Below are 26,178 nucleotides of genomic sequence, written 5' to 3'. Positions count from 1 at the left end.
GTATCAAGGACATAACGGCATGCGCCATCTCCAATCCCTGCTGGCCTGCGCCCTGCTGGCCCTGGCCGCCCTGGCCTGTGCGTGGCCCGCGCTGGACAAAAGTTCCCTGTTCACCGCAGCCGGCAGCACCACCGCCGATACGCCCCAGCAAACGGCCACTGTCAGCGGCCAATCCCTCCCGGAAGGCTGGACAGCCATGCCCGCGGGCGCCCGCTCCACCTATCTGGGCATCCACGGCGGTACCGTGCCGGTGAGCCTGCTGGTGAGCCGCGACGGCATGTCCCTGGTCTCCTTCGTGGGACAGACAGGCAATGACTTTCTGGAGCTGCTGCGCCGCGCCGACGTGCGCCTGCCCTCCCTGCTCACCAGCATCCTGGGCAGCAGCCATGGCGGCAGCATGCTCCTGGCAGGCCGCGCCCAGCGCAGCATGCCCGTCCTCTACGTCCTGGGCGACCGGCTGGCCGCCATGCCCCAGGGCCTGCAGGGCCTCCAGCCCTTCGGCCTCTCGGACAAGCCCCTGTCCATCGAGGGCAACATCTCCCTGCCGCCCCGCCGCAATCCGGCGGCACGGAGCTATCGTCTGCATATCGATCCCCGCTATCTCGACCATCGCCACTAAAGGAATCCTGCCCCTGCGAAAAGGCCGCATCGTAGTGCACTGTTGCGAATGCCCAGTTACAGTCCGCCGGAGAGGAAAGCGCGCTCTTTAGCCCCATGCTTGTGCTAAAGAATGTTGCTTTTGTATATCTATTATCCTATAATCATCAGCAAATAGGAGTTTCCGGTGACCATTCGCGATAAACGTACCCCCATCAGCCAGTTCGCCACAGCATTACGGCAGCGATCCCCTCAGGAAAAACGGGATCTGCTGGTCGCCGATACTCTGGATTCCCTGTGCCGGCACTGCGACCTGTATGATGCCGCCCGTGTCAGCAGCAATCCCTTCCATCCCGAGTTGCTGCGCACCATTGCTGCTGCGGACCTTTCTTCTGAAGCGCTGTTCTCGCTTTTCGAATGTCTGGCTGTCCTGGTCCATCTGCGCAAACTGGCCCATCCGGCCATCCCGCTGGACGAGGCCGAAGAAGAGCTGCTGTTCCAGTTCGAGCACAGCGGGGAATGGCTGCCGGACGACACGACCCTGGTAGCGGACTGGTACTGGCGGACATCAGCCGCTCTCCTCAGCCACTAAAGTTCCCTCGTTTTTACATGCCGAAACCACCCTGCCGGGTGGTTTTTTATTGCAGCACGCTGTCCGGATGTTTCAAGGCAGCATAAAAAAAGGCCCGCCGGAGCGGGCCTTTTTTTACAGGATCACAGCAGTCGTTACAGGACGCGACCAATCAGGACGAAGCAGACCGTACCGGCCACCAGGCAGTACAGCAGGAAGGGCCAGATGGTCCGGCGCAGGATGATGCCTTCCTTGCCGATCATGCCCAGCACGGCGCACACGGCCACAATGTTGTGGATGCAGATCATGTTGCCGGCAGCGCCACCCACGCCCTGGGCAGCCACGATGATGTACTTGCCGAGAGCGGGATAGTTCAGCAGACCGCCCATATCCCACTGGAAGTTACCGAACAGCATGTCGGACACGGTGCAGGAGCCGGTGATGAAGGCGCCCAGACCGCCCACGAAAGCTGCCAGCATGGGCCAGGCGGCGCCGGCCACGTCAGAGGCGAATATGGCCATGGCCATGGGCATCGAGGGCAAGGCCGCGCCAGCAGGACCGGCCGTATTGACGCCGGAACCGCGCAGGATGGACACCAGGGCCACGGCAGCCACCAGGGCGATGGTGGGAGCCACCATCTTTTCCAGGGCAGTGCCCCAGGCCTGGCGGATCTTTTCACCATTCATCTTGTGCAGACCGATGGTGATGATGGACACCAGGATGAAGGGGATGGTGCCGGGCAGGTTGAGCAGGGCGATCTTGGAGGTCACGTCTTGGTAACCCAGGATATTGGTCAGCCCCACACTGAACATGGGGTCGGTGATGATGGGCTTCAGGTGGAAGGCGGGCACGCGGGTCAGCACCAGCAGCAGGCCGCACAACACATAGGGCAGCCAGGCCATGGTCTGGCTCATGTGTTCCTTGTATTCAGTGGCGGAACTGGCTTCGATGGAGCCGGTCCATTCAGCATCCCAAGCATCCTTTTGGTCGAAGTCCCACACACCGTCTGTAGGCACGCAGAAGCCCTTCTGCGTCAGCCAGACCAGGGCGCCGAGACCCAGCAGGCCGCCGACCATGGAAGGCAGTTCGGGGCCCACCAGCCAAGCCAGGATCAGATACGGCACCAGGAAGCAGACGGACGCCATAAGGCAGTACTTCCACGCGCGGAAACCTTCCATCCAGGATTTGTTCTTGCCGAAAAAGCGGGTCATGAAGCCCAGCATGAAGATGGGCAGGATGATGCCCATGGGCAGATGCATGAGGGTGACGTATTCACCAATGGTCTTGTAAGCCATGGCAGGATCAGAGAAGTTCATGGCCTGCATGGCAACGGTTTCAATGGATTTGAAGCCCTGCAGGATGGGGGTGCCCACAGCGCCGAAGGTCACGGGAACACTGTTGAAGGCCAGGCAGACAACGGCTGCGCACAGGGGCGGAAAGCCCAGGCCCAGCAGCAGGGGCGCAGCCAAGGCGGCAGGCGTACCAAAACCGGCGGCGCCTTCGATGAAGGCGGCGAACATGAAGCCGATGATGATGGTCTGCAGACGTTTGTCGGGACTGATTCTCCTCATGCCAGCCTGGATGGTCTCCATGGCGCCGCTGTACTGCATGGTGTAGTAGATCAGCAGCGCGCCGAACACGATGATCAGCACGCCCACAGCCGTGATGGTACCTTGGATGGAAAGGGCCACCAAGCGCATGGGTTCCTGTCCCCAGAAGGCAAAGGCCAGCACCGCACCGGCAAGCCAGGCGATGGGCATGGCGCGGGTGGAGGGCCAGCGCAAGCCGGCCATGAGAATCAGGGCAATCAGGATCGGGATGAAGGCAAGAAATGCCAAAAGGGCAGTAGACATGAAACCTCCTCTGCAAGTGCTCATGTGAATATATCCCGGCTGCATATTTTCGCACCACACGCAGCCGTGACCTTCCCCAAACCGGCGGCATGGCATCATGCCGCATTACGGTCGTGACCTTGCCGCATGGCCGTGGGCCCACCGGCGCTCCTTCAGGTTCGCCAGGAAAAGGCCTTGATCATACGGCGTTTTCGAACAGACCGCGGTCTTCCTCAAAACCGCCCGGGAGACCCGGTGTCTGCCCAAAAATCCCTCCTGTCCCTGCTGCCGGGGCGCCCTGGGCTGCACCCGGCCCGGCACAAGGCCGGCGATCCCTGCAGGCCCGGACAGGTCAGGCCCGCATGGCAAGGCGGCGGCGCGCCACAAGGTGCGCCGCCGTTCGTTTTCAGTTATTTTTTCAGGTTTTCGGCCACCAGTTCCGCGATGTGCGAGACCTTGACCTTCATGCCCTGCTTTTCCACACCGCCGCGCAGCTGCATGACGCAGCCGGGGCAGTCCATGACCACGCGGGAAGCGCCGGTCTCTTCAATGTGCTTCAGCTTCTTGGCCAGCAGCGTACCGGAGATCTCGGGGAACTTCATGGAGTAGGTACCACCGAAGCCGCAGCACACGTCTTCTTCGGCGCACGGCACATAGGTGGCCGCGTCGGCGATGAGGTCGCGCGGGGCCTTGGTCACGCCCAGGCCACGGCAGATGTGGCAGGAAGCGTGGTAGGTCACCTTTTCACCGCTGTTGTTGAAGTCCTTCTCGGTCAGGCCGAGGACATCATGCACGAAGGAGCTGTAGTCCGTCACCTTGTCGGAGAAAAGCTGCACGCGGGCGGCGTCGGCCTTGCCTTCCAGGATGTGGGGGTACACATGCTTCAGGTGGGAGGCGCAGCTGGCGCACAGGGTGATGATGGCGTCGTACTTGCTGGCGTCGAAGGCTTCCAGGTTCTGCTTGGCCACATCCACGGAGGTCTTGCGCTGACCCATCATTTCCAGAGGCAGGCCGCAGCAGGTCTGGGCCATGGGGTATTCCACGGCCACGCCGCGGGCGCCCAGCACCTTGACGCAGGCTTCCAGCTGTTCGGGATAGATGAAGTCCTGGGCGCAGCCGCCGAAGATGGCCACACGGTAACGCGGGGTGGCCACGCGCGGGGCGATCTTGGCCCAGCGGTCACGGAAGGCTTCGTTGGCGATGGCGGGCAGGGCCTTGAAGCCGTGCTTGCCAAGGAACATGGCAGGCAGGTGGCGCTGGAACTGGGTGCCGCCGGTGAAGGGCTTCTGGGCGTAGGAGGCGAACTTGAGCAGGCTGTGGAACATCTTGCGGTTCTTCATCACAGCAGCCATCAGGGTGCCTTCCACACCACCGCCCTGCTCGTCGGTCAGGCGGGAGCGGATCTCGCGGATCAGGCGGGGCAGGTCGATGCCGCCGGCGCAGACGTTCTTGCAGGATTCGCAGCCCACGCAGTTCTGGCACAGCACCTTGGCCTTGTCCTTGCCATGGAAGAAGTAGGTCAGGATCAGGCCGATGGCGCCGATGTAGATGTAGCCCATCTTGTGGCCGCCCACCAGACGGAACACGGGGCAGACGTTGGCGCAGGCGCCGCAGCGCACGCAGCGGAAGATCTGGGAGAACAGCGGATCACGGGCGATCTCGGTACGGCCGTTGTCCAGGAAGACCACGTGCATGACCTTCTTGTTGTCCTCACAGGCGCCGCATTCGCCGGCACCGGCCATGAAGGTGGCGTACGCGGTCAGGCGCTGGGCCGTAGCGTTACGGGGCAGCACCTGCAGGGCGGTCAGGGCCACTTCCAGGTTGGGCACCAGCTTGTCCAGGCCGGCGATGGCCACATGGACGCGAGGCAGGGTGGTGACCATGCGGCCGTTGCCCTCGTTGGTCACGGTGCTGACGGCGCCCATTTCGGCCACGGCGAAGTTGCAGCCGGAGATGCCCATGTCGCCGTTGATGAACTTGCGGCGCAGCTGCACGCGGGCCACCTTCACCAGGCGCTGGATGTCTTCGGCATCCTGCTTGACGCCGGTCTCCTTGGTGAAGTCGTCGGCCACCTGATAGCGGGACAGGTGGATGGCGGGCATGACCATGTGCGAGGGACCTTCGTGGCGCAGCTGGATGATCCATTCACCAAGGTCGGTCTCGTCCACGATGAACCCTTCCTTTTCCAGGTAGGGGTTCAGCTGGATTTCTTCAGCGGTCATGGACTTGGACTTGATGACGCGCTTGACGTTGTTCTCGCGGGCGATGCTGGCGATGATGCGGTTGGCATCCTCGGCAGTGGCGGCACGGTGCACATGCACGCCGCGCTCTTCGGCCACACGGCGGAACTGTTCGTACAGTTCTTCCATGTGCTTGCAGGCGTCGTCCTTGGCGTCGGCGATCTGTTTGATCAGGCCTCGTTCGTCCACTTCCTTGAACACAGCTTCACGGTTGGCGCGGTAGGCCACGGCAAAGGTGTCGAGGGTACGGCGCAGAAAGCTGTCCTCAAGGGCGGAATCAATATCCTTGCGGTAATCCGAAAGGGTTTTGGGTGCGGTGTGGCTCATGGCTTAGTCCTCCAGAAGAATGATATGCAATTCCAGCGGGCCATGAACGCCCACGGCGGCCACGCGCTCGATATCGGCGGTACGGCTGGGGCCGCTGATCAGGGTCGTGTAGTTGCCGCCCTTGGGGTTGGCCATGAGCAGCTCACGCATGCGACCGGCGATCTCGGGCAGAGTGCGCACCAGCTTGGACTTGGCCAGCAGCAGCACATGGATCTCGCTGATCATACCGGCCAGACGGGCATTTTCGTTGTCGGTGTTCACCAGACAGGTGGCACTGGAAGACACGCCCATCTCGGCGGAGGTCAGCCCCACGTCGATACCGGCCAGATGGTTGCGCAGACCTTCACGGATGCACAGGAAGCCCTTTTCCTTGCAGGCGGCTTCCAGGGTGGCGAAGTCTTCGTCGTTCAGGACAGGAGCGGCCACGATGCGCTGCACGCGGGTGGGCACACCGTTGGGGCCGTTGGGGCCCTTTTCCACGTCCTCGTCCGCCATCAGTTCGCACGGGGCTTTGTTTTCGCACACGTCCACCACGTACTGCAGCACGGCGGCCATGTTGGGCAGCTCCTGCACCACGGCGTTGACGGCCGTGGCTTTGGCGGTGAAGTCCTGAACAAGATCCTGGATTTCTTCAGGGGCCATTGATGTCTCCTTATAATGAATGCCGCACCCTATTTGAGGGTCTCGGCATAGATCTGGATAGTATGCTTGACCTGCACGGGGTCATTGTTGTGCGAGAGCACGTCTTCCAGCTGCATCATGCAGGCGGGGCAGCCGGCGGCCACCACATGGGCGCCCGTGGCCACCACGTTGTCACGCTTGCGCTGGCCGATGACACGCGACAGGTCGTAGTGGAAGAGGTTGAAGGAACCGCCGCAACCGCAGCAACGGTCGGCTTCTTTCATCTCCACCAGCTTGTAGTTGGGGTTGGTCTTGATGATGGTGCGCGGTTCCTCGGAGAGGCCCAGGGCCTTCTTGAGGTGGCAGGAGTCGTGATAGGTCACGGTCTTGGCGCCGGGCAGGCTTTCCACGGCTTCGACCTTGAGCACCTTCACCAGGAATTCGTTGATGTCCATGGTGATGGCGGCCAGGGCCTCGGCCTGATGCTGTTCCACGCTGCCCAGGCGGGCGGCGTAGCGGGGCCACAGTTCCTTGATGGTGGAGGTACAGGAGGAACAGGCGGTCAGCACGTAGTCGAAGCTGCTTTCGCCAAAGGCGGCCAGGCTCTTGGCCATCTGCTTCACCATGCCTTCGGCGTCGCCGGAGGACAGGGCCGGGATACCGCAACAGGCGAAGCTGCTGGGCATGTAGATGGCCACGTTATGGTGGTGCAGCACCTTGATGCAGGCTTCGGACACATCCACGTACAGCTTGTCGCCCATGCAGCCGGGGAAGAAGGCCACCTTCAGACCGCCCATGACGCGGGGCTCGTCCAGGTTGCCGTAGATGGCGTGCAGGGGCTTGAGGGCCAGGGAACGGATGTGGCGGTCGCCCAGCATGAAGTTGAGCATGGGAGCACAGGCCGTGTTCTGGGTGTCCTTGTTGCTGCGGAAGATGACGCGCTGCATGGGCGCGCCCACCCGCATGGCAAAGTTGAACAGGCCGGGGTACGGCAGCAGGGCACGGAACACCATCTTTTTGACCGGGTGCAGGCCAAGATAGGTGTTCACGATCTCGCGAGCCTCCATGAAGATGTCCATGATCTTCACACCGGAGGGGCAGTTGGCCTCACAGGAGCCGCACAGCAGGCAGCGGCCCAGCTTGTCGGCCACGGCCTCGGGATCGGCGATCATTTCGTGGGCCAGATTGTCCACCAGGGCCAGCTTGCCGCGGGCCACGTCGGCTTCCATCATGGTGGCGCCGAACATGGGGCAGACAGCCTGGCACATGCCGCACTTCATGCAGGCGATGATGCGGTCGTCAAGCGTCATCAGACGCTTTGCCAGTTTCTTCAGGTCGCTCATGGCGTGTCTCCCTAAATGCCCACCAGCTTGGTGGGATTGAGCAGACCCTTGGGATCCAGAGCGCGGCGCAGGCGCTGCGAGAAGAGGATGGTGCCGCGGGAGGTTTCCTTTTCCATCCACTTGGACTTGGCGGTGCCGATGCCGTGTTCACCGGACAGGGTACCGTGCAGGCTGATGGCCACATCGAACATTTCGTCGACGGCGGCTTCCACGCGGGCGAATTCTTCCTTGTCGCGCTTGTCGCACAGGAAGGTGGGATGCAGGTTGCCGTCACCGGCATGACCGAAGGTGCCCACTTCGACATTGTACTTCTTGGCGATGTCGTTGACGGCCTTCATCATGGCAGGGATCTGGGAGCGCGGCACGGTGGCGTCTTCGAGCACGGTGGTGGGCTTGCAGCGGGCCAGCACGGGCAGGGCCTGGCGGCGGGCTTCCCACAGCTTGAACTTTTCGGCGGCGTCCTTGGCCACATGCACGGCCACGGCACCGGTCTGCTGCAGCACGCGTTCCACGACCACGGCTTCGTCAGCCACCTGGGCGGGATGGCCGTCCACTTCGATGAGCAGGATGGCCGCGGCGTCGCGGGGCAGGCCGGCCTTGGTGTAGTCGTCCACGCGCACGATGGTGTTGTTGTCGAGGAATTCCAGCGTACAGGGCACCACGTGGGCGGCGATGATGCCGGCCACGGCTTCGGCGGCCTTCTGCATGTCATCGAACACGGCCATCAGGGCCTTGGAGGCCTGCGGCGGGGGCACCAGCTTGAGCACGGCCTGGGAGATGATGCCCAGGGTGCCTTCGGACTGCAGCATCATGCCGGCCAGGTTGTAACCGGTGACGCATTTGACGGTGCGGGAACCGCTCTTGACCAGCTCGCCGGTGGCGTCAAAGAATTCCAGGCCCATCAGGTAGTCCTTGGTGACGCCGTACTTCAGGCCACGCAGACCACCGGCGTTTTCGGCGATGTTGCCGGCCAGGGTGGACACGGCCTGGGAACCCGGATCCGGGGGATAGAACAGGTTCTTCTTGGCAACCTCGGCAGCGAAAGTGGCCGTGACCACGCCGGGTTCCACCACGGCGTACAGGTCGTCGGAGTTGATCTCAAGGATGCGGTTCAGGCCGTTGGTCAGGATGACCACGCTTTCCTTGCTGTCCGGGATGGTGCCGCCGGACAGGTTGGTACCGGCACCGCGCACGGTCATGGGAATGCCGTAGTCATAGAGTTTTTTCACACAGATGCCGAGCTGCTCAGTGGTGGTGGGACGCAGCGCAAAGGCGGGCACCACGGGGGGCAGCACCGCGGAATCATAGGAATAACTCTGGCGGTCAGCTTCGGAGCTGAACACGTTTTCCTTGCCGAGGAGATCTTCAAATTCTTTGATAAGCGCCTGGCTTGCCATAAGGGCCTCCTGTTACTCATGAAATATGCTCATCAACCCGGGCTCCCGACCGGGCCTGCACCCAATCTACCCGGAACACGAAAAAAAGAGCACGCAGCAAGACCTGCTCCGAAGAATAGGTTGATCCGGGCCGAATGATTTTTTTTAGCAAGAATTTCTTTTTTTGAAAAGGTAAAACTGCTCCCCAACCTGCTGTTGCAAAGAAAAAAGAGGATCCTCTTTTTCTTGTATTTTTAAAAATATTTTATAAAATATGACCATAAACTCCTTCTCTTCTTTTATTAAGGTAAAATGTACAAAAAAAGCGGCAACACAGATGATACAATCACTCTTTTCCAAAGAACGTCCACACAAAAGAGAAAGAATAGATATGCAATATGCTCTTCATTTTGCACATTACTGCAGTCTCTTTCAGGCACACTTATCTTACCGGTAAGAAATCAAAACAAAAAATTTTTCTATATCCTGTCCAGAATCTTCCGGAAACACTTTTTCTGCTCCCCATGCAGGCTTTGAGATTGTCTATTTTTTCTCATTCGCCAAATGCATAATATATTCAAAGGCTTCTGCGCTCACCGGCTGAACGGAGAGACGGCTGCCCCGGCGCATGAGCTCCATACCGGCCAGGGCCGCATGCGCGGACAGTTCCTTGCGGCTCAGGGCAGGCAGGGCCTTGTGCAGGCGCACGTCCACCATCTCCCAGATGGGCTTTTCCGGCGTGGCCCGGGGGTCGAAATGATTGTTCTCAGGGTCCTGTGCCGTATGGTCGGGATACGCCTCGCGCACCACTTCCACCACGCCCACGATGGAGGGGTCGGCACCGCTGTGATAGAAAAAGCCCAGGTCGCCTTTTTTCATGGCCTTCATGAAGTTGCGGGCCTGATAGTTGCGTACGCCGTCCCAGGACGTGGTCTGCCCGGGCGCGGCCTCCAGATCCTGCCAGGAGTAGCAGCCCGGCTCGCTCTTGAACAACCAGTAGTTCATGGTACCTCCTTTTTTATCAGGATATATTCTCAAAAAGAAAGTGGCAAGTGTTCTGGAAAGATGCTGGGCACGCAGGGGGCGGGAAGACCTTTTTGGGAAAAGGCCTCCTCCTTGCATCGCCCTCCCCTCCCAAAGCTTTTTCTCTGAACGATAGGGAAAGTCCCCGTCGCCGGACAAAAAGCGTCAGCATCGTTCTCTGCAAACGGACAGGAAGTCACGAGATATGTAGCGGCCAAACCATAGACGGAAAACCTGCTTCCCCCGTGACGTGGTGATACGGACGCCACCGTCACTTATTCCCCTGCATACCGTTCCCGCGTTTCACGCCCAGCCACGGCAGCCCCCTCCCCTGCCTCCGGGAAGAACGGGCATCCCCTCCGCCCTCCATCCTTTCCGGGTCACGAAAAAGTCGCCGGCAACTGACGGACAACGACGGGGACCGAAGGCCGCCCCTGACAAAAGTTTTTTCGGGGTTGGGGAGAGCACGAGAGGGGAAGGGGCAGTTTTTACAAAAAACGCCCCTTCCCCTCTCGTCCCCCTACTCCACGGCTCCCACAACCTCCATCTCCCAAAAACAACGGCGGCCCCGAAAGGCCGCCGTGACGAAGGCATGACACGCGGGAGGCCGCGCCCTCACAGGGGGTACGGCCGTCCTGCCTGTTATTCCATATCTTCCGTAAGGATCATGTGGCGCGCGGCCGCGGTCTCGTCCAGACGGCGGACGGGCATCTTCACCGGAGCATCCAGCAGCTGCTGGGGATCGGACTTGCCCAGGGCCACGATCTCGCGCAGGGCCTCGATGTAGGCATCCAGGGTCTGCTTGCTCTCGGTCTCCGTGGGCTCGGCCATGAGGCATTCATGGACGATGAGCGGGAAGTAGACCGTGGGCGCATGGAAACCGCGGTCCAGCAGGGCCTTGGCGATGTCCAGGGCGCGCAGGCCTTCGGGAGCGGAGGCCACGAACTCGTGGGCGCAAATACGGTCGAAGGGCACATCGAGCACGCCCTCCAGCTTCTTGCGCAGATAGTTGGCATTGAGGCTGGCGAACTCGGCCGCGCGGGTCAGGCCCTCGGCGCCCAGACGCATCATGTAGGCCAGGGCCTTCAGCACCACGGCGAAGCTGCCGTAGAAGGGACCGATGTGGCCGATGCTCTGCGGCAGATCGTAGTCCAGGGCATAGCTGCCGTCTTCGGCCTTGCGCACACGCGGCGCGGGCAGGAAGGGCAGCAGGCGCTCGCCCACACCCACGGGACCGCAGCCGGGGCCACCGCCGCCATGGGGCGTTCCCAGGGTCTTGTGGACGTTGAGGTGCACCACGTCGAAGCCCACGTCGCCCACACGCATCTTGCCCAGGATGGCGTTCATGTTGGCGCCGTCGTAGTACAGCAGGGCATCTTCGCGGCGCAGCACTTCCACGATGCGCGGCAGATGCAGCTCCAGCAGGCCCAGGGTGTTGGGGTTGGTCATCATCAGACCGGCCACCTGGTCGGGATACTTGGCCATGGCTTCTTCAAGGGCGGCGGGGTCCACCATGCCGTCACGCGAAGGCACGTTGACGATCTCGAAGCCCGCCAGCACGGCCGAGGCGGGGTTGGTGCCGTGGGCCGAGTCGGGGATGAGCATCTTGGTGCGGTTGCGGCCCTTGGCCTTGTGGTAGGCGGCAATGAGCTTGACGCCGGTATATTCGCCGTTGGCCCCGGCCATGGGCTGGAAGGTGAAGGCCTTCATGCCCGTGACCTCGCACAGCCACCGTTCGGCGTCATACAGGCATTGCAGGGCGCCCTGGGCCAGTTCGCCGGAAAGCTGGGCCAGCAGGGGATGCATGCGGGCAAAGCCCGGCAAGGCGGCCACGTATTCCGTGAACTTGGGGTTGTACTTCATGGTGCAGGAGCCAAGGGGATAAAAATTGGCATCCACGCTGTAGTTGAGCTTGGACAGATTGGTGAAGTGGCGCACCACGTCCAGTTCGGAGCATTGGGGCAGGCGCGGCGCACTCTTGCGCAGCAGGGCTTCGGGCAGCATCTGCGCGGCGCGGGGCGCGTCGTCGTCCACAGGCAGGGCCAGACCGGGAGCGCGGCGGCCTTCTACGGATTCGGCAAAGATGGTTTTCACAGCAGACCTCCCAGCTTTTCGACCATGGCATCCACCTGCGCACGCGTGTTGCACTCGGTGCAGGCCAGCAAGAGCACATCGTCCATGCCCGTATAGGCACGGCCCACAGGATAACCGGCGGCCACGCCCCGGCGCAGCAGGGCCTGCACCACCTCTTCGGCGGGACGCGGCAGGCGCAGGGCCACTTCGTTGCCGAAGGGGGCGTCATTGAGCAGCGAGACACCGGGCAGGGCCGTGAGCTTTTCCACCGCGTAGCGGGCCAGGGCCATGCCGTGTTCGGCCACGCGGGCCAGACCGTCCGGGCCCACCAGCGAAAGGTACATGAGCGCGCGCAGGGCGCACAGGGACTGGTTGGAGCAGATGTTGGACGTGGCCTTGGCGCGGCGGATGTGCTGCTCGCGGGCCTGCAGGGTGAGCACATAGCCGGTGCGGCCTTCCAGATCCGTGGTGCGGCCCACGATACGGCCGGGGAACTGGCGGATATGCTCCTTGCGGCAGGTCATGATGCCCAGATAGGGGCCGCCGAAGCTCAGGGGCTGGCCCAGGCTCTGGCCTTCGGCCACGGCGATGTCGGCGCCCATCTCGCCGGGAGTCTTGAGCACGGACTGCATGACCGGATAGACGGAGATGACGCCCAGGGCCTTGCAGGCGCGGGCATGGGCGAAAAGCTCGCTGAAGTCGGCCACGGCGCCGAAGAAATTGGGGTTCTGCACCAGCACGGCGGCGCAGGTGGCGTCCACGGCGGCCTTGAGGCCTTCCATATCGCTCAGGCCGTCCTTGTGGGGCACGGTCACCAGGGTGATGTCCAGGCTGGAGGAGTAGGTCTCCAGCATGGCCCGCCAGATGGGATTGATGCACTGGTCCACCACCAGCTTTTTGCGGCGGGTGGCGCGCACGGCCATCATGCAGGCCTCGAACAGGGCCGTGCCGCCGTCATAGACGGAGGCATTGGCGCAATCCATGTCCAGCAGGCGGCTCACCGCGGTCTGGTATTCGAAGATGGCCTGCAGGGTGCCCTGCGAGCATTCGGCCTGATAGGGCGTGTAGGAGGTATAGAACTCGCTGCGGCCGGAAAGGGCGTCCACGGCGCGGGGCACATAATGGGCGTAGAAGCCCGCGCCCAGGAAGGAGACGGAGGGCGAGACGTTGGCGGCGGCCAGGTCCTCGAAGTAGCGGCACACGGCGAATTCGCTCTGCCCCTTGGGCAAATCGAAATGTTTGGGGCGCATTTCAGGCGGGATGTCCGCAAAAAGGTCGTCAAGGTTGCGCACACCCACGACGGAGAGCATTTCCTGCACTTCGTCCGGCGTATGGGGAATGAATGGCATAGGGGAGCTCCTTGCAGCGAAGGCTGCCGTGCTGGTGGAAAAAAGGCGGCAGGGCCGGGGCCCTGCCGCTCCACGGACTAGTGCTGCTCGTTCTTGCAGTGTTCTTCGTAGGCCGCGGCGTCCATCAGGCCTTCGGGCTGGGCGGACAGCTTCACGCGCACGATCCAGCCGGCGCCGTAGGGATCGCTGTTCATGACTTCGGGAGCGTTCTCCAGCTCGGTGTTCACGGCCACCACCGTGCCGCTGACGGGCGAGATCAGGTCGCTGGCCGCCTTCACGGATTCCACGGCGCCGAACTCGCTGCCGGCGGTCAGTTCGTCACCTTCGGCGGGCATATCCACATAGGTGATGTCACCCAGGGATTCCTGGGCGAAATGGGTGATGCCGAGGACAGCTTCTTCACCGTTGACTTTGGCCCATTCGTGGGACGCACTGTACAGGAGGTCTTCGGGATTGCTCATGGTCTTCTCCTTGGTCCGGGGCGATGCGCTGTCCCGGAAGTTGATGTCAGCATCTGTGGCGGGGCGAGGGGCCCCGGCAGTCCGCCATCCGCATGGTGCTGCCGGGCCTCACCTGCCCTGCCGGGATCTTTCCTGAAATATGGCTGGAGTACCGTCTTTCTTCGTCCGGCCGCGCCGGACAAGGGACGGCGGACAGGCTCCGTACCGGCCGACGAGAGCCGGGCCGTCCTCTTTAGGCCAGCTTTTTGCGGGCCGTGCCTTCCTTGTAGAAGGGCGCTTCGGTGACCGTAGCCTTGAGCTGGCTGCGCGAGGCCTGCACCAGATAGGCGGCGGCATCGGCCTTGTCGGCGTCGGCCCAGGCAAAGGCCACCACATGGCCCAGCGAAGGCGCGAACGAACCGCTGGTGACCACGCCCGCCGGGGTGCCGTCTTCCAGCAGGAGCGCATCGCCGTTGCGGGCGGCGCGACGGCCTTCGATGCTCAGGGCCAGCAGTTTCTGGCGCACTTCCTGCGCGCCTTCACGCCCCACATACGGGGCGGTGCTGGTCAGCATGCGGCCCATGCCCGCCTCGGCCGGGGTGTGGTTCTCGTCCAGCTCGTGGCCATAGAGGGGCAGGCCGGCTTCCAGACGCAGGGTATCGCGCGCGCCAAGGCCCACAGGCTTGACCCGCTCATCGGCCAGCAGGGCTTCCCACAGGGCCTGGGTCTGTCCGGCAGGCACGTAGAGCTCGAAGCCCAGCTCACCGGTGTAGCCGGTGCGGCTCACCAGCAGCTCGCAGCCCTGCCAGGCCTCGCTGCGGAAGCCGAAATAGGGCATGTCGCGCAGGCTGCGGCCCAGCAGGGTCTCCAGCACGTCCACGGCTTCGGGGCCCTGCAGGTCGATCTTGCCGGTCTGCTCCGAGATGTCGGTCAGGGCCACGCCTTCGGGCAGGCGGGCACGCAGGGTGGCAAAGTCCCCGGCGGCGCAGGCGGCATTGACCACCACCATGAAGTCGTCCGGGCCAAAACGGTAGACGATGCAGTCATCCAGCACCGTCCCCTTTTCCGTCAGCAGGAAGCCGTAGCGGCAACGGCCAGGGGCCAGCGTGGCCAGGTTGTGGCTCACGGCGGCGGCCAGCGCCGCATCGGCACCGGCGCCCCGGATGCGGAACTCGCCCATATGGCAGATATCGAACAGACCGGCATGCTGACGGGTATGCTGGTGCTCCACGAGGATGCCCTCATACTGGATGGGCATCAGCCAGCCCGCGAAAGGCGCCATCTTGGCGCCGTGGGCCACATGCCAGTCCGTGAGCGGGGTCTTGAGTTCGGCCACGGTTCCTTCCTCCTTTCCGGCGCGGCTCCGGCCGGATGACGGATGGCACGGTCAGGACAGGGCCCGACCGGCCTGATGTTAGCGCAGAGAGGTCGCTCCTCCCCGAAGCGTGCGGGACCTGTCCCGGAACGCCCGGAGGGATGGCCTACAACGTCGTGAAAAACTGCTCCATGCGCTGCGGATCGCAATGGGAAAAATATTCCTGCCAGGCCACCCCGTTCAGGGCCCCGGCCAGCGCGTCGCTCCGGCAGCGCACCCCGCGCAGGCGCTCTTCCAGCCCGGCGATGTCCGCGGCGGCGAAAAAGTCCCCGCAGATGCGGCAGTCCCGGACCATGCCGTCCCGCACGTCCAGGCGCCAGTCCACCAGCCCCCAGGGGAAACGTTCGCGCCGCTGCAGGGTGAAGGCCGGCGAGGCGCCGTAATTCCAGTCCCAGCTGCGGTATTTGCGTTCCGCCAGTTCTTCCGCCGCCCGCAGCACCTCCGGCTCCAGGCTCCCCTCCCCGTCGGCGCAGTGGCGCAGCAGCGCGGCCCGCAGGTCTTCCATGCCGCTGCCCGGCGTCCAGAACTCGGAGATGTTGGCCACCCGCGAGCGTACCGAGGCGATGCCCTTGGAGCGGATCTTGTCCGGGTCCACATGCAGGGCCTGCACCAGCTCGCCAAAATCCAGCGATACCAGCAGGGTGCCGTGATGCAGGATGCGCCCCTGCCGCAGGGATTGCGCGCTGCCCGAGATCTTGCGGCCCCCGGCTTCCAGATCGTTGCGTCCGGTAAGGGAGGCCTGCACGCCGAGCTCGGCCAGCGCCGCGCAGACAGGACGCAGGTAACGCGCGAAGTCCACGGTCTTGCGCCCGTGCGCATTCTCCATGAAGGAAAAATTGAGGTTGCCCAGATCATGATAGACCGCGCCGCCGCCGGTCATGCGGCGCACCACGGGCAGGCCGCGCCGGCGGACGAAGTCAGCGTCGATCTCGTCCAGCGTGACCTGATGGCGTCCCACGATGACGCTGGGGGCGTTCTGCCAGAGCAAAAACAGGCCCGGATGATCCGCGGGCAGCCATTGCAGCAGGCATTCTTCAAGAGCGAGATTGAGAGCAGGATCGGTGGAAGAAAGGGAAAGAAACTGCATGGGACGCTCCTGAAAAGACAGCCGACCGGTGCCGGGTCCGGCATAAAAATAGCATAGCTGCAGGGGCCCAACAAGAAATATTTCAGAAAATATTTTGTGAAATATGGCGTGAGGTCGAGCCCATACCCGTCTGACGGCAAGGCGGCACAGGCCGCCTCCTGCCATCCCGAGACAGTGCAGGAGCATAACCTGCTGTGAGAAAAAAGGGAACGCCACCTTCCGGCACGCCCGGAAAGATACGCCCATTCCAAAAGGCCGCACACGGGACCGGCCGCAAGGCTGACGCCGCTGTGCCATGTTTGGATGCAGAGGTGAAAGGGAATCATCCTTCTCAGGAAAACGACGTTTGCCAACGCAGTCTCACGCATACTATCCGCATACTGCGTCGATTTTTCCTGTTCATTTTTTGCGATACCAATGCAGGAATAAAGAGAGAACAGGCAAAAAACATCATTCTATCAGAGGATAGACTGTCATAAAAAATAATTTATGCAATCATGTGAAATGATTTTCTTATAAAATTTTTTTAAATATCTTATACATTTCATCTATCGATTACAAACATTCATCTGTGATGGCGGGTACATCTTCGCGCCATCAGCCCCGTTTGCCCCTGCGGCCCGGCCATGGCAGGGCCCGATCCGCTCCTTCCGCAGCCGGGGATGGAGCAAGGGCACAAAAAAAGCGGGGAAGAGGCACAAGTCCTCTTCCCCGCCATGCGGACGCTTCGTCCTGCGGCCTAGTGGCAGCGGATGCCCGTCAGCAGATGGGCCATCTTTTCCTTCTTGGTACGCAGGTAGGATTCGTTTTCGGGGCAGGCTTCGATCTCGATGGGCACGCGTTCCACGATCTCCATGCCGTAACCGGACAGGCCCACGATCTTCTTGGGGTTGTTGGTCAGCAGGCGGATCTTGGTGATGCCGAGGTCCACGAGGATCTGGGCGCCGGTGCCGTAGTCGCGCAGGTCATCGGGGAAGCCCAGCTTGCGGTTGGCTTCCACGGTGTCGTAGCCCTCGTCCTGCAGGGCATAGGCGCGGATCTTGTTGGCCAGGCCGATGCCGCGGCCTTCCTGACGCATGTAGAGCAGCACGCCGCGGCCTTCCTTTTCGATCTGGCGCAGGGCGGCGGCCAGCTGGCCACGGCAGTCGCAGCGCAGGGAGCCCAGGGCGTCGCCGGTGAGGCACTGGCTGTGCACGCGCACCAGCACGGGTTCGGGCGTGGTGATGTCGCCCTTGACCAGGGCCAGATGGGTGCCGGGCTCGCGGTCGCTCTCGTAGGCGTAGACCGTGAAGTCACCGTACAGGCTGGGCAGGTGGGCCTTGGCATCGCATTTGACGGACACCTGGCCGCGACGCATGCGGTAGCAGATGAGGTCGCGCACGGAGGCGATCTTCAGGCCGTGCTCGGCGGCAAAGACTTCCAGGTCGGGCATGCGGGCCATGGTGCCGTCGTCCTTCATGATCTCGCAGATGACGGCGGCAGGCTTGAGACCGGCCAGACGGGCCAGGTCCACGCTGCCTTCGGTCTGGCCGGCGCGGGCCAGCACGCCGTCGGGACGGGCGCGCAGGGGGAAGACGTGGCCGGGGGTCACCAGGTCGTCGGGACGGGCGCCGTCGGCCACGGCGGTCTTGATGGTGGTGGCGCGGTCGGCGGCGGAGATACCGGTGGTGATGCCTTCGCGGGCCTCGATGGACACCGTGAAGTTGGTGCCGAAACGCGAGCCGTTATGTTTGGCCATCAGGGGCAGTTGCAGCTTGTCGGCCATTTCGCCGGACATGGGCAGGCAGATGAGACCACGGCCGAACTTGGCCATGAAATTGATGGCTTCAGGGGTCACGAATTCGGCGGCCATGGTCAGGTCGCCTTCGTTTTCCCTGTCCTCATCGTCCACAAGAATGATCATTTTGCCCTGCCGGATCTCGGCAATGGCTTCTTCAGTGCTGCACAGAGGCATGTCAATTCCTTGGCTTGTGCCGTACGGGACGGCGTTATCTTCGTTTGTGCCTAAAGGTAGGGCCGCTCTGCCGTCCTGTCAACGGGGGACGCGCTTTTGGGCCGGGCCGTGGCCGGGCATGCCCTCCGCAAGGAGCCCGAAGGCGGACAGGGGCATCCGGCGGCCCGGAGCCGTGGCTAGCCCTCGTTGCGGGGCAGATCGCGCAGGGGCTGCCCCAGCAAAAAGGGCAGTTCGGCCTCCGTCAGCGCGCCGCGCTCCACACAGAGCCGGCGGAAGGCGGCGTCGTACCGCTCCATGGCCGCGGCGGCCTCACGGTCGCCCATGTCCAGCAGGACGAAGTACTGGCGCACGTCGCAGGCTTCCTCATGGGCCTGCACCAGCTCCTCCCACAAACGGCGCTGCGCGTCGGGCAGGGGCAGCAGGGCGATGGCCGCCCGGCGGTCCAGGGCCGGGACGTCCCGCAGCAGGGCCTCCAGCGGCCGGGTATCCTCGCAGAACAGCACGCCGCACTGCACGGGACGCCGCTCATAGATGGTACAGCCCGTGCCGGGCGCATAGGCCAGGCACTGCCACGGATGCGGGGCCTTGCCCGTACCGGCCAGTTTGATCATCTCGTTCTCCAGCTGGGCCAGGCCGCCGCCCATGCCGTCCTGCCGGGCCCACTGGCCGCGACGCAGGCAGACGAGCATCTCCGGCTTCAGGGCGCCCGAGGACAGCAGCGGGGCATCGTCCCGCAGCAGGCCGGGCCCGCCCAGTTCACAGCAACGGCCGCAACGGCGGCACACAGGCGTGTTATCCGGCATGGCTGCCTTCCTCCTTCTCATGCTCGGCACGGGCGGCACGGTTGGCCTCGAAACGCTGTCCGAAGCGGCGGGTGAGCCAGCGCGAGAAGTCTTCCATATAAGCGTAGTACACGGGCGTGATGTACAGGGTCACCAGCTGGGAGAAGCACAGGCCGCCCACCACCGCCAGGCCCAGGGGACGGCGGGCCTCGGCGCCGGCACCCATGCCGATGGCGATGGGCAGCGCGCCCATGAGGGCCGCCATGGTGGTCATCATGATGGGACGGAAACGCACATGACAGCCTTCGGTGATGGCGTCCAGCGGCGTGCGCGAGGGGTCATGGCACTGGGCTTCCAGAGCGAAGTCCAGCATCATGATGGCGTTCTTCTTCACGATGCCCAGCAGCATGATGACGCCCACGAAGCCGTAGAGGTCCAGCGGCTGGCCGAATATCCAGAGGGTGAACAGGGCCCCGAAGCCCGCCGACGGCAGGCCGGAAAGGATGGTCAGCGGGTGGATGAAGCTCTCGTAGAGGATGCCCAGCACCAGATAGATGACCACGATGGCCAGCAGGAGCAGCCAGCCCATGCCCTTGAGCGAATCCTGGAAGGCCTGGGCCGTGCCCTGGGACTTGGCGCTCACCGAGTCGGGCAACAGCGGCAGGCTGACGCGTTCCACGGCGGCCACGCCTTCGCTCAGGGCCACGCCGGGACGCAGGTTGTACGAGATGGTCACGGCCGGGAACTGGCCGTCATGGTTCACGGCGATGGGGCCCACGCCGGGGCTCATCCTGGCCACGGTGGACAGGGGCACCAGCTCGCCGCTGGAAGAGCGCACATACAGGCGCGTCAGGGCGTCGGGGTTGCGCTGGAAGTCTTTGCGCACCTCCACGAAGACCGTGTAGTCGTTGGTGGGCGCGTAGATGGTGGAGACTTCGCGCGAGCCGTAGGCCGTCTGCAGGGCCAGCTCGATCTGCCCGGCGCTGATGCCCAGGGCCGAGGCGCGGTTACGGTCGATGGTCACCCGGATCTCGGGGTTCTTGAGCTGGAGGTCGCTGTTGACGTCCTGGATCTCCGGCACCTGGCGCAGGGCGGCCTCCACCTTCTGGGCACATTCGAAGAGCTCCTGCATATTGGTACTGGTGAGGGTGTACTGGTACAGGGCCTTGGTGGAACGCCCGCCGATGTTGATGGCCGGCGGCACGCGCAGGAAGACCTGCATGGCCGGCGAGGTGTTGAGCTCGCGGCGCAGGCGCTGCACCACGGTCTGGATGTCCGGACGCTCGCCGTGGGGCTTGAGGTGGATCATGAGCGTGCCGTTGCTCATGCTCTGGCTGCTGCCCACGATACCCACCACGGAATTGAAACGGTCCACATGCGGGTTGTTGCGCAGCACCTCGTCCAGCTTGTGCTGGGCCTTGACCATGCCTTCAAAGGAGATGCCCTGCTCCGCCTCGGTGGTGGCCACCACAAAGCCCATGTCTTCGCTGGGCAGGAAGCCCTTGGGCACGATGACGCCCAGCCAGCCGGTGGCCAGCAGCAAGAGGAGCGAGAAGATCAGCGTGGTGCGGCGATGCCGCAGCACCACATCTAGGGAGCGGGCGTACTTGTCGGCCAGCCATTCGAAGGCGCGCTCCAGCTTGCCGTAGATGCCCTCATAGCCCACGCGGTGCTTGCTGCCCGAATGGCGCAGGAAGTAGGCGCAGAGCATGGGGGTCAGGGTCAGGGAGACCACGCCCGAGAACAGGATGGCCGTGATGATGACCACGGCGAACTCGTAGAACAGACGGCCCACGATGCCGCCCATGAACAGTACCGGGATGAACACCGCCGCCAGGGAGACGGTCATGGAAAGGATGGTGAAGCCGATCTCGCCCGAGCCGTCATAGGCCGCCGTGAGCGGGTCCTTGCCCATCTCCTGGTGGCGGACGATGTTCTCCAGCATGACGATGGCGTCGTCCACCACAAAGCCCACGGCCAGGGTGAGGGCCATGAGCGACAGGTTGTCCAGGCTGAATCCCATGGCCAGCATCACCGCGAAGGTGGAGATGACCGACATGGGCAGGGCCAGGCTGGGGATGATGGTGGCCGGCAGGTTGCGCAGGAACAGGAAGATGACCAGCACCACCAGGAAGACCGTCAGCACCAGGGTGAACTTCACCTCGGCCACGGACTCGCGGATGGATTCCGAGCGGTCATAGAAGATCTCCAGCTTGACCGAGGGCGGCAGCTGGCGGGTCAGGCCGGGCAGCAGGGTCTTGATGTCGTCCACCACCTGCACGGTGTTGGCGCCGGGCTGGCGTTCCACGGCCAGCATGATACAGGGCTTGCCGTCATCCGCCCAGGAGAGCTGCTTGTCCTGCTCCACGCTGTCCACCACTTCGCCGATGTCCGAAAGGCGCACGGGCGCGCCGTTGCGGTAGGCCGCCACCACATCGCGGAAGGCTTCGGCGTCCTCCAGCTGGCCCGAGGCCTTGATGGCGCTGGCGCGCCGCTCCCCTTCCAGCGAACCCGTGGGCAGCTTGCTGTTGGCATTGCTCACGGCATCGGCCACCTCGTCGATGCCCAGCCCGCGGCTGGCCAGGGCGTCGGGGTCCACACGCACGCGCACGGCATACTTCTTCTGCCCGTAGATGACCACCTGGGCCACCCCTTTGACCATGGAAAGTCGCTGCCCCACCAGGGTATCGGCGTATTCGTTGAGCTCGTACAGCGGCAGGGTGGGAGAGCCCACGCGCAGATAGAGGATGGGATAGTCTGCCGGGTTGACCTTGCGGAAGCTGGGGTCATTGGTCATGTTGGTGGGCAGACGGCGCTGGGCCAGACCGATGGCGGCCTGCACGTCCAGGGCCGCGGCGTCGATATCACGGTCCAGGGCGAACTGGATGGTGATGCGTGTTCGGCCCGTGGCATTGACGGACGAGATGGAGTCGATGCCCGCGATGGTGAAGAATTCCTTTTCCAGCGGCGTGGCCACGGAAGCGGCCATGGTCTCCGGGTCAGCGCCGGAAAGGTCGGCGCTCACCTGGATGGTGGGAAAGTCCACGTTGGGCAACTGGTTGACCGGCAGGTTCACATAACTGGCAGCCCCGAAGAAGAGCATGCCCAGCATGATGAGTGCCGTGGCCACGGGTCGGCGGATGAAAAGGGCAGCGATATTCATACGCTGCAGCATACCTGCCCGTCCCGCAGGACACAAGCGGGCGAGCCCCTGGCCCGCCCGCACAAATGTTGCGTCTGCAACGGTATTTTATTTGAGATTCAAGGGGATTATCCCCAAGAAGCAGCTCGGGAATTATTTCTGTTAAAAACAGCCCGCCTGACGCAGGAAGAGGAAGGCCCCCAGCCCGATGCACAGGGCACCGATGACCTTGCGCAAAAACGGCGCCGACACGCGCTGGGCCATGGCGATGCCGCCCAGCAGGCCCACTACCTGCACGGCGCACAGGGCAGGCAGCAGCATCCAGTCCACATGGCCGCCCATCATGTTGCCCACGCTGCCGGAAAACGAGGTGGCGATCTGGTAGGGCATGGACAGGGCCACGGCATGGATGGGGGAATAGCCCACCAGCACCATCCAGGGGATGGAGGCCACAGGGCCGCCCGCACCGGTGAGCCCGGCCATGAAGCCCGTGGCGCCGCCGATGACCGCCCTGCCCTTCCAGCCCAGCCAGAAGGGGCTGCCCTTGCGGCCCGGTTTGGGCGGACGCAGGGTGCAGGCACCGGCAAAAACGATGATGACCGCCAGGATCATGACCAGCGGCCCGGCATCGATGCGGGCATTGACCAGCGCACCGGGCGCAGCACAGACGAAGCTGCCCAGGGCAAAGGGCACGGCCTCCATAAAACGGTAGTGCCCGTTCTTGTGATAGAGCCATGTCCCCACGAAGCCCGTGCCGATGAAGGAGGCCAGCGCCGTCCCCATGGCCGTGTGCGGCTCCAGACCGCTCATGAGGATGAGCACAGGCGGCACCAGGATGCCGCCCACCCCGGCCAGCCCCACAAGAAAGCCCACCAGCAGACATACCAGCAAAACAACGATCATCACGCCCCCCGGATGTGCAAAAATCGATGCGGCACGCTGGCCGCACCTTCTATGCCTTATTCTCCTTTTTGGCCCTGCTGGCAAGATACGGCGCGAATGTTGCGCGGATGCGTCCCCAGCCTTCCCCGAGGCTCAAAATGCGTTGCATCCGTGCATCATAAAAAGGAAATAGATTATTTTTACTGATAAATCGCCCTGCGTCTCCCTGAGCGGCATCCCCTGCCCTCCGCTGTGCGACAAAGGGCAGCGCGCCGTCCCGGCAAAAGGCATGAAAAAAGGCAGGGATCATACCCTGCCCGTATGGCTTTAGGAAAGACCGCCCCCTGCCCCGCGGGGCTACGGCGCGCAAAGCCGGATCACTGCCATTCCGGGCCCTCCATGAGCCCGCAGGAACTCATGGCCGTAAACAGCACGATGCCCGCAGCCGTGGAAAGGTTGATGCTGCGCACGCTGTCCTTGAGCATGGGGATGCGTACCTTGTACGGGGAGCGCTTCAGGATCTCCGGTGGCAGGCCGCGCGTCTCGGGCCCGAAGACCAGGCAGTCGTCCGGCGCGAAGGCGAAGTGCTGCAAAGGCTCCCCGCCCCGGGCCGAGGTCAGCACACAGCGCGGCGGCGTACCGCCGTTCTCCGCCGTGGCCGCGGCCAGCCAGCTGTCCCAGTCCGGCCAGACATCCATGCGCACATGCGGCCAGTAATCCAGCCCGGCACGCTTGAGGTAGCGGTCTTCCAGCTTGAAGCCCAGCGGCTCGATGAGGTTGAGGTGGATGCCCGTGGAAGCGCACAGGCGCGCGATGTTGCCGGTATTGGGCGGGATCTCCGGCTCGAACAAGACGATCTTCATAGGATGGCGTCCCTTGTTGATGACGACGGTAACTAAAGTGTGGCGGGAAGAGGGCTTTGAAGGGGACCACTTCCTCGCGGCAGCGGTCTGCTGACGCTCCTCCCTGCCCGCCGGCCACGCGGAGGCGTCACGGGCATGGACAGAGATGCGGAGGCTCCCCCAAAACGAAGGGCCGTATCCGCTGGCGCCGGCCTTGCTGGCATGGGCAGCGGGCAGGGGACTCCCCTCCCCCAAAAACGATACGTACCGGCCGGGAGAAGCGTCCCGCCTAACCGGCGGTCCCCACCTGCCCGGTGATGCCCGGCACGGCCTGACAGCGCACGCGCATGTCGCGCGAGGCCCGGCCGCTGTCGTCCAGCACGGCAAAGAGGTCGGCTTCCACCACCTCCACCCGGGCACCGGCCGCGTCATGGGCGGCCAGCCGCTCTTCCAGCAGGGCCACGGCGCGTTCCTTCACGGTCTCCAGGGTGGCCGCACGCGGCAGTTTTTCTTCCAGTTCCAGCGAGGGCACGCGCAGCAGGGCACGGCCGCTGTCGGCATAGACTTCCAGACCGGCGGTGGGCAGGGTCAGGGCCGCGCCCACGGCATTGGCCACCGGCGCATGGGGCGGACAGTCCACGGGCAGGGCCAGCCGTCCGGCCAGACGCTCGCGCAGACGCTCCGCCGGACCGCCCACCAGCCAGACCCGCTCCGGTGCGATGTCGCGCAGGCCGCGCAGGGCCGCCAGCGTGTAGACGGGGCGGGCATTGACGCCGTCCACCAGCTCGCGCACGGCCGCCGCCACCTGATCGAGGGCATCAGCCACGGCCCGGGCCGCCAGCTCTTCGGGCTCCATGCCGTGCTCCCCGGCCAGGGCCGCCACGCCGCGCAGGGAGGCCGCCGCATCCCCGGAAAGACTGCCGGGCCGCTCCCGGTCACAGACGTTGAGGGCATCCAGCAGCGTGGGACGCGTGCCGCCGAACGCCATGGCCGGGCCTTCGCGCAGGGGGCCGGTATGCACGCGGGCCTCCGCGCCCTGCCCTTCCACGCCCAGCAGGGAATCGCCGCCCACGCCGATGGACAGGGAGGCCAGCGAACGCACCAGCGTCCGGCGGCCGCGCACGCTCATGCCGTCACGGTCCACCACCGGCGAGCCCTGGGCGAACAGGGCCACGTCCGTGGTGGTGCCGCCCACGTCCAGCAATACGGAGCAGGCATCTTCCGCCACGGCGGGACACAGGGCCAGTATGCCCATGACGCTGGCCGCCGGGCCGGACAGGACGGACTGCACGGGTTCCTGCCGGGCCAGGGCCGCCGGGACGGCCCCGCCGTCGGCCTTGAGCAGACGCAGGGGGGCCCGGATGCCCGCTGCCTGCAGGCTCTGCTCCACGGCGGTCAAAAAGCCGTCCACGATGCGGGCCACGGCGGCATTGTAATAGGCCGTGGCGATGCGGCGCGGAAAATTGAGTTCGCCGGACAGGCTGTGCCCGCACACGGGCGTGAGTCCGGCAGCGCGCACCACGTCGGCCATGGCCAGCTCATGCGCGGCATTGCGGGGCGAGAACTTGCCCACGCAGGCCACGGCCCGCACGCCCTTCTTTTTCCAGGCGGCGCAGGCGTCGGCCAGGGGGCGGGTATCCAGCGGCGTCACTTCCACGCCACGATGGTCCAGACCGCCGGGCAGGATGCAGACGTCGTCCCCGATGGCGAAACGGGCGGGCGCCAGACCAGGCCCGGCGCTCAGCGCCAGGGCCACGCGGTCGGCCCGGCCCTGCACCAGGGCGTTGACGGCCAGGGTGGTGCCCACGGTCACCCGGTCCGCGGCACGCAGGCGCGCCGGGCCCTCGGGGCCGAATTTTTCTTTCAGAGCCTTTTCCAGAGCGGCCAGTGCCGCACGCACCGAAGAGGGCAGATCTTCGTGGCAGGTGGGCGCCTTGGCCCCGGCCAGGATGCCTTCCGGCCCGCAAAGCACGGCATCGGTATGCGTGCCGCCCGCATCGATCCCCAGAAACGTCTGCGCTGTCATGCTGCCTCCACAGGCATCGCTGCCTGAAATGTTTGTCTGCTGGGTTGTAAACTTTCGTCCCGCCACTGACAAGCAAGGCCCGTCCACTGCCCTGACGGGGGGAGTCCCCGGCCCGGCATACGGGGAGGGGCCGGAAAGACCGCCGGAGGATGCCCAACTGCCGCCGGGATGCAGGAAAGCGGCCCGGGATGCCCCGCCGGAAGGGTGCCGGAGCTCTCCTCTCTGCGGCACGGCAGCCCGCGCCCGGTAGCGGGCTCCCGCCTCTTCCCGTTGCGGGCAGCGCATCTTCCTGCCCG

The 26,178-nt window shown here is 64.1% G+C and carries 19 protein-coding genes; 2 read left to right on the top strand and 17 right to left on the bottom strand.

Features of this window, described 5'->3' with window-relative positions; all coding sequences use genetic code 11:
• Positions 1-19 precede the first annotated feature (19 nt).
• Complete coding sequence (locus Q4I12_RS06570) at positions 20-619, top strand: hypothetical protein (RefSeq protein ID WP_297158639.1); 600 nt, start codon at positions 20-22, stop codon at positions 617-619.
• 165 nt (positions 620-784) lie between these two features.
• Positions 785-1,189: a hypothetical protein gene (locus tag Q4I12_RS06565; protein WP_302261106.1), complete on the top strand. Its 405-nt coding sequence runs from the start codon at positions 785-787 to the stop codon at positions 1,187-1,189.
• 134 nt (positions 1,190-1,323) lie between these two features.
• Here the strand turns inward: Q4I12_RS06565 and Q4I12_RS06560 are convergent, their stop codons facing one another.
• From Q4I12_RS06560 to Q4I12_RS06480, 17 genes are all read right to left on the bottom strand, one after another.
• Positions 1,324-3,021: an L-lactate permease gene (locus Q4I12_RS06560; RefSeq protein WP_302261105.1), complete on the bottom strand. Its 1,698-nt coding sequence runs from the start codon at positions 3,019-3,021 to the stop codon at positions 1,324-1,326.
• Positions 3,022-3,410: 389 nt separating this feature from the next.
• Positions 3,411-5,567, bottom strand: a complete 2,157-nt coding sequence (gene ldhH, locus Q4I12_RS06555; RefSeq protein WP_297137682.1) for an L-lactate dehydrogenase (quinone) large subunit LdhH — start codon at positions 5,565-5,567, stop codon at positions 3,411-3,413.
• 3 nt (positions 5,568-5,570) lie between these two features.
• Entirely contained in the window at positions 5,571-6,209 is a 639-nt protein-coding gene (locus tag Q4I12_RS06550) for a lactate utilization protein (RefSeq protein ID WP_302261104.1), read from the bottom strand.
• Positions 6,210-6,238: 29 nt separating this feature from the next.
• Positions 6,239-7,531: a (Fe-S)-binding protein gene (locus Q4I12_RS06545; RefSeq protein WP_006007962.1), complete on the bottom strand. Its 1,293-nt coding sequence runs from the start codon at positions 7,529-7,531 to the stop codon at positions 6,239-6,241.
• A gap of 11 nt (positions 7,532-7,542) precedes the next feature.
• Entirely contained in the window at positions 7,543-8,928 is a 1,386-nt protein-coding gene (locus tag Q4I12_RS06540; RefSeq protein WP_006007961.1) for an FAD-binding oxidoreductase, read from the bottom strand.
• 522 nt (positions 8,929-9,450) lie between these two features.
• Positions 9,451-9,912 carry an EVE domain-containing protein gene (locus Q4I12_RS06535; RefSeq protein ID WP_006007954.1) on the bottom strand — a complete coding sequence of 154 codons (462 nt, stop codon included), beginning with the start codon at positions 9,910-9,912 and terminating at the stop codon, positions 9,451-9,453.
• A gap of 660 nt (positions 9,913-10,572) precedes the next feature.
• Positions 10,573-12,024, bottom strand: a complete 1,452-nt coding sequence (gene gcvPB / locus Q4I12_RS06530) for an aminomethyl-transferring glycine dehydrogenase subunit GcvPB (protein WP_204625884.1) — start codon at positions 12,022-12,024, stop codon at positions 10,573-10,575.
• Positions 12,021-13,352 carry an aminomethyl-transferring glycine dehydrogenase subunit GcvPA gene (gene gcvPA / locus Q4I12_RS06525; RefSeq protein WP_302261103.1) on the bottom strand — a complete coding sequence of 444 codons (1,332 nt, stop codon included), beginning with the start codon at positions 13,350-13,352 and terminating at the stop codon, positions 12,021-12,023. The genes gcvPB and gcvPA overlap by 4 nt, the downstream gene beginning before the upstream one ends.
• A gap of 77 nt (positions 13,353-13,429) precedes the next feature.
• Positions 13,430-13,813 carry a glycine cleavage system protein GcvH gene (gene gcvH / locus Q4I12_RS06520; RefSeq protein ID WP_040369793.1) on the bottom strand — a complete coding sequence of 128 codons (384 nt, stop codon included), beginning with the start codon at positions 13,811-13,813 and terminating at the stop codon, positions 13,430-13,432.
• 232 nt (positions 13,814-14,045) lie between these two features.
• Positions 14,046-15,128, bottom strand: a complete 1,083-nt coding sequence (gene gcvT / locus Q4I12_RS06515; protein WP_302261102.1) for a glycine cleavage system aminomethyltransferase GcvT — start codon at positions 15,126-15,128, stop codon at positions 14,046-14,048.
• A 145-nt stretch (positions 15,129-15,273) separates the two neighbouring features.
• Positions 15,274-16,254, bottom strand: coding sequence for a lipoate--protein ligase (gene lplA / locus Q4I12_RS06510; protein ID WP_168936089.1), 981 nt, complete (start codon positions 16,252-16,254; stop codon positions 15,274-15,276).
• A gap of 739 nt (positions 16,255-16,993) precedes the next feature.
• Positions 16,994-18,208, bottom strand: a complete 1,215-nt coding sequence (locus tag Q4I12_RS06505) for a bifunctional 3,4-dihydroxy-2-butanone-4-phosphate synthase/GTP cyclohydrolase II (RefSeq protein ID WP_204625544.1) — start codon at positions 18,206-18,208, stop codon at positions 16,994-16,996.
• Positions 18,209-18,384: 176 nt separating this feature from the next.
• Complete coding sequence (locus tag Q4I12_RS06500; protein WP_297158630.1) at positions 18,385-19,011, bottom strand: YkgJ family cysteine cluster protein; 627 nt, start codon at positions 19,009-19,011, stop codon at positions 18,385-18,387.
• Positions 19,001-22,153 (bottom strand): efflux RND transporter permease subunit, encoded by a 3,153-nt coding sequence (locus Q4I12_RS06495; RefSeq protein ID WP_302262093.1) that lies wholly within the window; start codon positions 22,151-22,153, stop codon positions 19,001-19,003. The genes Q4I12_RS06500 and Q4I12_RS06495 overlap by 11 nt, the downstream gene beginning before the upstream one ends.
• Positions 22,154-22,294: 141 nt before the next feature.
• Positions 22,295-23,035, bottom strand: coding sequence for a sulfite exporter TauE/SafE family protein (locus Q4I12_RS06490; protein WP_006007943.1), 741 nt, complete (start codon positions 23,033-23,035; stop codon positions 22,295-22,297).
• A gap of 356 nt (positions 23,036-23,391) precedes the next feature.
• Positions 23,392-23,877, bottom strand: coding sequence for a tRNA (cytidine(34)-2'-O)-methyltransferase (locus tag Q4I12_RS06485; protein WP_168936084.1), 486 nt, complete (start codon positions 23,875-23,877; stop codon positions 23,392-23,394).
• A gap of 268 nt (positions 23,878-24,145) precedes the next feature.
• Positions 24,146-25,882 (bottom strand): hydantoinase/oxoprolinase family protein, encoded by a 1,737-nt coding sequence (locus Q4I12_RS06480; RefSeq protein ID WP_302261096.1) that lies wholly within the window; start codon positions 25,880-25,882, stop codon positions 24,146-24,148.
• Positions 25,883-26,178: the final 296 nt, after the last annotated feature.

This window comes from Desulfovibrio piger, assembly GCF_951793255.1.
In the GTDB taxonomy this organism is placed as follows: Bacteria; Desulfobacterota; Desulfovibrionia; order Desulfovibrionales; family Desulfovibrionaceae; genus Desulfovibrio.
This window is presented reverse-complemented; position numbering and strand designations above follow the sequence as displayed.

Excerpts from the sequence above, each read along its gene's own strand:
- Q4I12_RS06535 (WP_006007954.1), bottom strand. The coding sequence starts at position 9,912 with ATGAACTACTGGTTGTTCAAGAGCGAGCCGGGCTGCTACTCCTGGCAG.
- ldhH (WP_297137682.1), bottom strand. The coding sequence starts at position 5,567 with ATGAGCCACACCGCACCCAAAACCCTTTCGGATTACCGCAAGGATATT.
- Q4I12_RS06550 (WP_302261104.1), bottom strand. The coding sequence starts at position 6,209 with ATGGCCCCTGAAGAAATCCAGGATCTTGTTCAGGACTTCACCGCCAAA.
- Q4I12_RS06500 (WP_297158630.1), bottom strand. The coding sequence starts at position 19,011 with ATGCCGGATAACACGCCTGTGTGCCGCCGTTGCGGCCGTTGCTGTGAA.
- lplA (WP_168936089.1), bottom strand. The coding sequence starts at position 16,254 with ATGCAGTTTCTTTCCCTTTCTTCCACCGATCCTGCTCTCAATCTCGCT.
- Q4I12_RS06545 (WP_006007962.1), bottom strand. The coding sequence starts at position 7,531 with ATGAGCGACCTGAAGAAACTGGCAAAGCGTCTGATGACGCTTGACGAC.
- Q4I12_RS06570 (WP_297158639.1), top strand. The coding sequence starts at position 20 with ATGCGCCATCTCCAATCCCTGCTGGCCTGCGCCCTGCTGGCCCTGGCC.
- Q4I12_RS06560 (WP_302261105.1), bottom strand. The coding sequence starts at position 3,021 with ATGTCTACTGCCCTTTTGGCATTTCTTGCCTTCATCCCGATCCTGATT.
- Q4I12_RS06505 (WP_204625544.1), bottom strand. The coding sequence starts at position 18,208 with ATGCCTCTGTGCAGCACTGAAGAAGCCATTGCCGAGATCCGGCAGGGC.
- gcvPA (WP_302261103.1), bottom strand. The coding sequence starts at position 13,352 with ATGCCATTCATTCCCCATACGCCGGACGAAGTGCAGGAAATGCTCTCC.
- Q4I12_RS06490 (WP_006007943.1), bottom strand. The coding sequence starts at position 23,035 with ATGATCGTTGTTTTGCTGGTATGTCTGCTGGTGGGCTTTCTTGTGGGG.
- gcvH (WP_040369793.1), bottom strand. The coding sequence starts at position 13,813 with ATGAGCAATCCCGAAGACCTCCTGTACAGTGCGTCCCACGAATGGGCC.
- Q4I12_RS06540 (WP_006007961.1), bottom strand. The coding sequence starts at position 8,928 with ATGGCAAGCCAGGCGCTTATCAAAGAATTTGAAGATCTCCTCGGCAAG.
- Q4I12_RS06495 (WP_302262093.1), bottom strand. The coding sequence starts at position 22,153 with ATGAATATCGCTGCCCTTTTCATCCGCCGACCCGTGGCCACGGCACTC.
- Q4I12_RS06485 (WP_168936084.1), bottom strand. The coding sequence starts at position 23,877 with ATGAAGATCGTCTTGTTCGAGCCGGAGATCCCGCCCAATACCGGCAAC.
- Q4I12_RS06480 (WP_302261096.1), bottom strand. The coding sequence starts at position 25,882 with ATGACAGCGCAGACGTTTCTGGGGATCGATGCGGGCGGCACGCATACC.